This is a genomic window from Mesorhizobium sp. M7A.F.Ca.CA.004.04.2.1 (assembly GCF_004022825.1).
Classification (GTDB): domain Bacteria; phylum Pseudomonadota; class Alphaproteobacteria; order Rhizobiales; family Rhizobiaceae; genus Mesorhizobium.
In genome coordinates this window covers 1-3,718 of sequence record NZ_RZPH01000615.1, presented here as the reverse complement: position 1 = coordinate 3,718, position 3,718 = coordinate 1, and the positions used below count along the sequence as shown (strand labels likewise).

Sequence of the window (3,718 nt, the reverse complement as noted above, 5' to 3'; positions counted from 1 at the left end):
GCAGCCCATGATACGTCCCTGCAGATCAATATCGCTCAACGGGCGGTTGCGCCAGATGCTAAGTGGCGTATATATCGCCGAAAACCGGTTTCTCCCGATAAGGTGATGAAATCGTTGTCCGTTGTCTGGTTCAGAGCAAGATTTTCCTGGTGCATCCGCGCTGAAAGGCTCGCATGACTTGTATATTGCAACATGGCAGTCTGGGCATGTCAGGTTGCGGCCACGTGTGTGCAGTGCACAACAATGGTTTTCTAAGGATTGGTAACGTATAATCACACAATGTGATCATAGCGCCCTGGCCAATTGTGGCATGACGTGCCGGGGAAGAAACGTCGAGGAAGCTGACTAGCATGGCAGGGAATTATTTCGGCACGGACGGCATTCGCGGACGCGCCAACAAGTTTCCGATGACGGCTGAAATCGCTATGCGGGTCGGCATGGCCGCCGGCCTTTCCTTCCAGCGCGGCAGCCATCGACATCGTGTCGTGCTCGGCAAGGACACCAGGCTTTCCGGCTATATGATCGAGAATGCCATGGTCGCCGGTCTTTGTGCCGCCGGCATGGACGTGTTCCTGCTCGGCCCGATCCCGACGCCGGCTGTCGCCATGCTGGTGCGTTCGCTGCGCGCCGATATCGGCGTCATGATCTCGGCCTCGCACAACCCCTATTACGACAACGGCATCAAGCTGTTCGGACCCGACGGCTACAAGCTCTCCGACGAAATCGAGGAGCGCATCGAGAGCATGCTCGACAAGGATATCGAACTGGCGCTCGCCGATTCCGACGGGCTTGGCCGCGCCAAGCGCGTCGACGGCGTGCATGACCGCTACATCGAATTCGCCAAGCGCACCTTGCCGCGCTCGATGTCGCTCGCCGGCTTGAGGATCGTTGTCGATTGCGCCAATGGCGCGGCCTACAAGGTGGCGCCCGAGGCGCTGTGGGAACTGGGCGCCGAAGTCGTCGCCATCAATGTCGAGCCCAACGGCTTCAACATCAACAAGGAATGCGGCTCGACCCATCCGGCCGGCCTGCAAAAGAAGGTGCACGAAGTGCGCGCCGACATCGGCATCGCGCTCGACGGCGACGCCGATCGTGTCGTCATCGTCGATGAAAACGGCGCGATCGTCGATGGTGACCAGATCATGGCGCTGATCGCCGAATCCTGGCACCAGAGCGGGCGGCTTGCCGGCGGTGGTGTCGTCTCAACCGTGATGTCCAATCTGGGCCTCGAACGCTTCCTCGGCGACATGAAGCTGCAATTGCACCGCACCAAGGTCGGCGACCGTTATGTCGTCGAGCATATGCGTGCGCATGGCTTGAATGTCGGCGGCGAACAGTCGGGTCATATCGTGCTGTCCGACTTTTCGACGACCGGCGACGGCCTGGTCTCGGCGCTGCAGGTGCTCGCCTGCATCAAGCGGCAGGGGCGGCCGGTCAGCGAACTGTCGAAGAAATTCGAACCCGTGCCGCAACTCCTGAAGAACGTCCACATTTCCGGCGGCAAGCCGCTTGAGGAGGCGCCGGTCAAGGCCGCCATCGAAGACGCCCGCAACCGCCTCGGCAAGACCGGACGGCTGGTTATCCGGCCATCAGGGACAGAGCCGCTGATCCGCGTGATGGCCGAAGGCGACGACCCGCAACTGGTCGAGTCCGTGGTCAATGGCATAGTGGACATCATCTCGGAAACGCGCAGCGCCGCTTGATCCCAGCGCGTCCAGCAGGACGTGGATCTGACAACCAGGCGCGCCGCGCTCCCTTAACCGGTCCAAGGCCCGCCCCTCGGCGGGCTTTTTCTTGTCAGCCGCCACTTTGTTCGGTGTCCGTAAATCTCGCGCCTATCCCTAGAAGTTTCGAGATTCGTGGTTAAGCAACAGGGTTAAACGCCTTTTAACCTTTGCAATTCATTATCCACGACTGAAAGCCAATCGCATTTCGGGCGGGTTCGCCGTTCCGAGCTTCTCAGGGGTGACAAGCATGTTCAAGACAGCAAGAAAGGCCCTGCTCGCCTTCCTGTTCGCAGGGTTGGCAGGGCCGTTGTTCGCGGCCGATCTGCCGGAGCCGATGGTTGAAGAGGCTCCGCCTCAGGCCATCTACGAGCAGCCGGTCGAGGTCGGCGGCTGGTATATCCGCGGCGATATCGATTATCACAAGTCGACCGTGCGCGGCATCGACTATATGACCTACACCGTCGATCCCTGTAACTGTACGGTCACGCCCGGCACCAGAAGTTTCGATTTCGGCAAGCTCAAGGGCGGTTTCTCGCTCGGTGCCGGCGTTGGTTACAAGATCAACGACCACTTCCGGACCGACCTGACGGCCGACTATTGGTTCAAGTCGAACTTCAACGGCGGCACCTCGGACATCAACGGTACTTCGACCGAAGTATCGAAGATGAGCGCCCTGCTGCTGCTTGCCAACGCCTATGTCGATCTCGGCACCTACCATGGCATCACGCCTTACGTTGGCGCCGGCATCGGCGGCGCCCGCGTCAAGTGGGATGATGTCTATGACCCGAACACCACCGAGTTCAATCCCGGCAGATCAAGCTGGCGTTTCGCCTACGGTCTGATGGCCGGCGCTTCGTACTGCCTGACCGACAAGATCATTCTCGATGCCGGCTACCGCTTCTCCCATATTCAGGGCGGCCGCATGTTCGACTGGAACATCACCAGCTCCGGTCCCGGCTTCGATCGTGGCATCAACACGCACGAAGTGCGCGGTGGCCTGCGCTACCAGTTCGGTGGCAGCAACGGTTGCGCCGCGCCGGTCGTGGCCTACCAGCCCGAACCCGAGCCGATCTACACCAAGTAACAGCATCTACATTACTTGCATTCTTCACAAACCGCCCGGCCTCAGCCGGGCGGTTTTTCGTTGGGCCGCCTGGAATCGACAGGGGAAATGAATTCGCTAACGCTCTGTTAGCCTTAACCGGCACTTAACCACTATGGTTAACAATGCTCCTTGAAACGATGGCTGCCGCTGCGATTGCGGGCTGCGCCAAATTCGGGAGTCGGGGACCATGAAACTTACATCGCGTATGGCGCTGGCGCTCGGTGCACTGGCCTTCCTGCCGCTGACGCCGGTGCACGCGGCCGACTACGATCCGCCGATCTATGTCGACCAGGCGCCCGACTACGTCCCGGTCGAGGTCGGTTCCGGCTGGTATCTGCGCGGCGACGTCTCCTATCTGGCGCAGAAGAGCTTCGACAATCATGATTTCGCCACCGAAACCGCAGCCTTCAGCGACAAGGAAGATCCGATCTTTGCCAGCATCGGCTTCGGCTACCATTTCAACGACTATCTGCGCGCCGACCTCAATCTCGGCTATCTGCCCGGCAACGAGATCGGCGTCGGCTATGACGATTCAGCGACTGCCGCAGAGCCGACCGTGGCGTCGGCATCCCTTAAGAACTACGCCTTGTCGGGCATACTCAACGGCTATGTCGATCTTGGCACCTATGTCGGCATCACACCCTATCTCGGCGCCGGTATCGGCATCGTCCGCAGCAAGCGCACCCTGTCGGCAAGCTATTTCACCGACAATGGCGACGACACGGACGATTTTGCTGTAAGTGACAGCAAGACCCAGTACTCGCTGGCCTACACGCTGAATGCGGGCCTCGCCTATCAGGTATCGAAGAACGTTTCCGTCGACCTGGGCTATCAGTATTTCTCCGCCCCGGACGCCGAATATGTAGCCGCCGAGAGCCTAGATTCC

3 protein-coding genes are annotated in these 3,718 nt (G+C 59.9%); all 3 read left to right on the top strand.

From position 1 onward, the window contains the following. Nucleotides 1-350: 350 nt before the first annotated feature. The gene (gene glmM, locus EN893_RS23775; RefSeq protein ID WP_127267139.1) at nt 351-1,703 is read left to right on the top strand and encodes a phosphoglucosamine mutase; all 1,353 of its coding nucleotides are present in this window, start codon (nt 351-353) and stop codon (nt 1,701-1,703) included. 271 nt (nt 1,704-1,974) lie between these two features. Continuing rightward, complete coding sequence (locus EN893_RS23770) at nt 1,975-2,811, top strand: outer membrane protein (protein WP_127267138.1); 837 nt, start codon at nt 1,975-1,977, stop codon at nt 2,809-2,811. Between the two features lie 208 nt (nt 2,812-3,019). After that, nucleotides 3,020-3,718, top strand: a 699-nt coding sequence (locus EN893_RS23765) for an outer membrane beta-barrel protein (RefSeq protein ID WP_164901052.1), incomplete at its 3' end; no start/stop codon positions are given.

What these genes read in the sequence shown, in the direction of transcription:
- EN893_RS23770 (WP_127267138.1), top strand. Translation starts at nt 1,975, where the DNA reads ATGTTCAAGACAGCAAGAAAGGCCCTGCTCGCCTTCCTGTTCGCAGGG.
- glmM (WP_127267139.1), top strand. Translation starts at nt 351, where the DNA reads ATGGCAGGGAATTATTTCGGCACGGACGGCATTCGCGGACGCGCCAAC.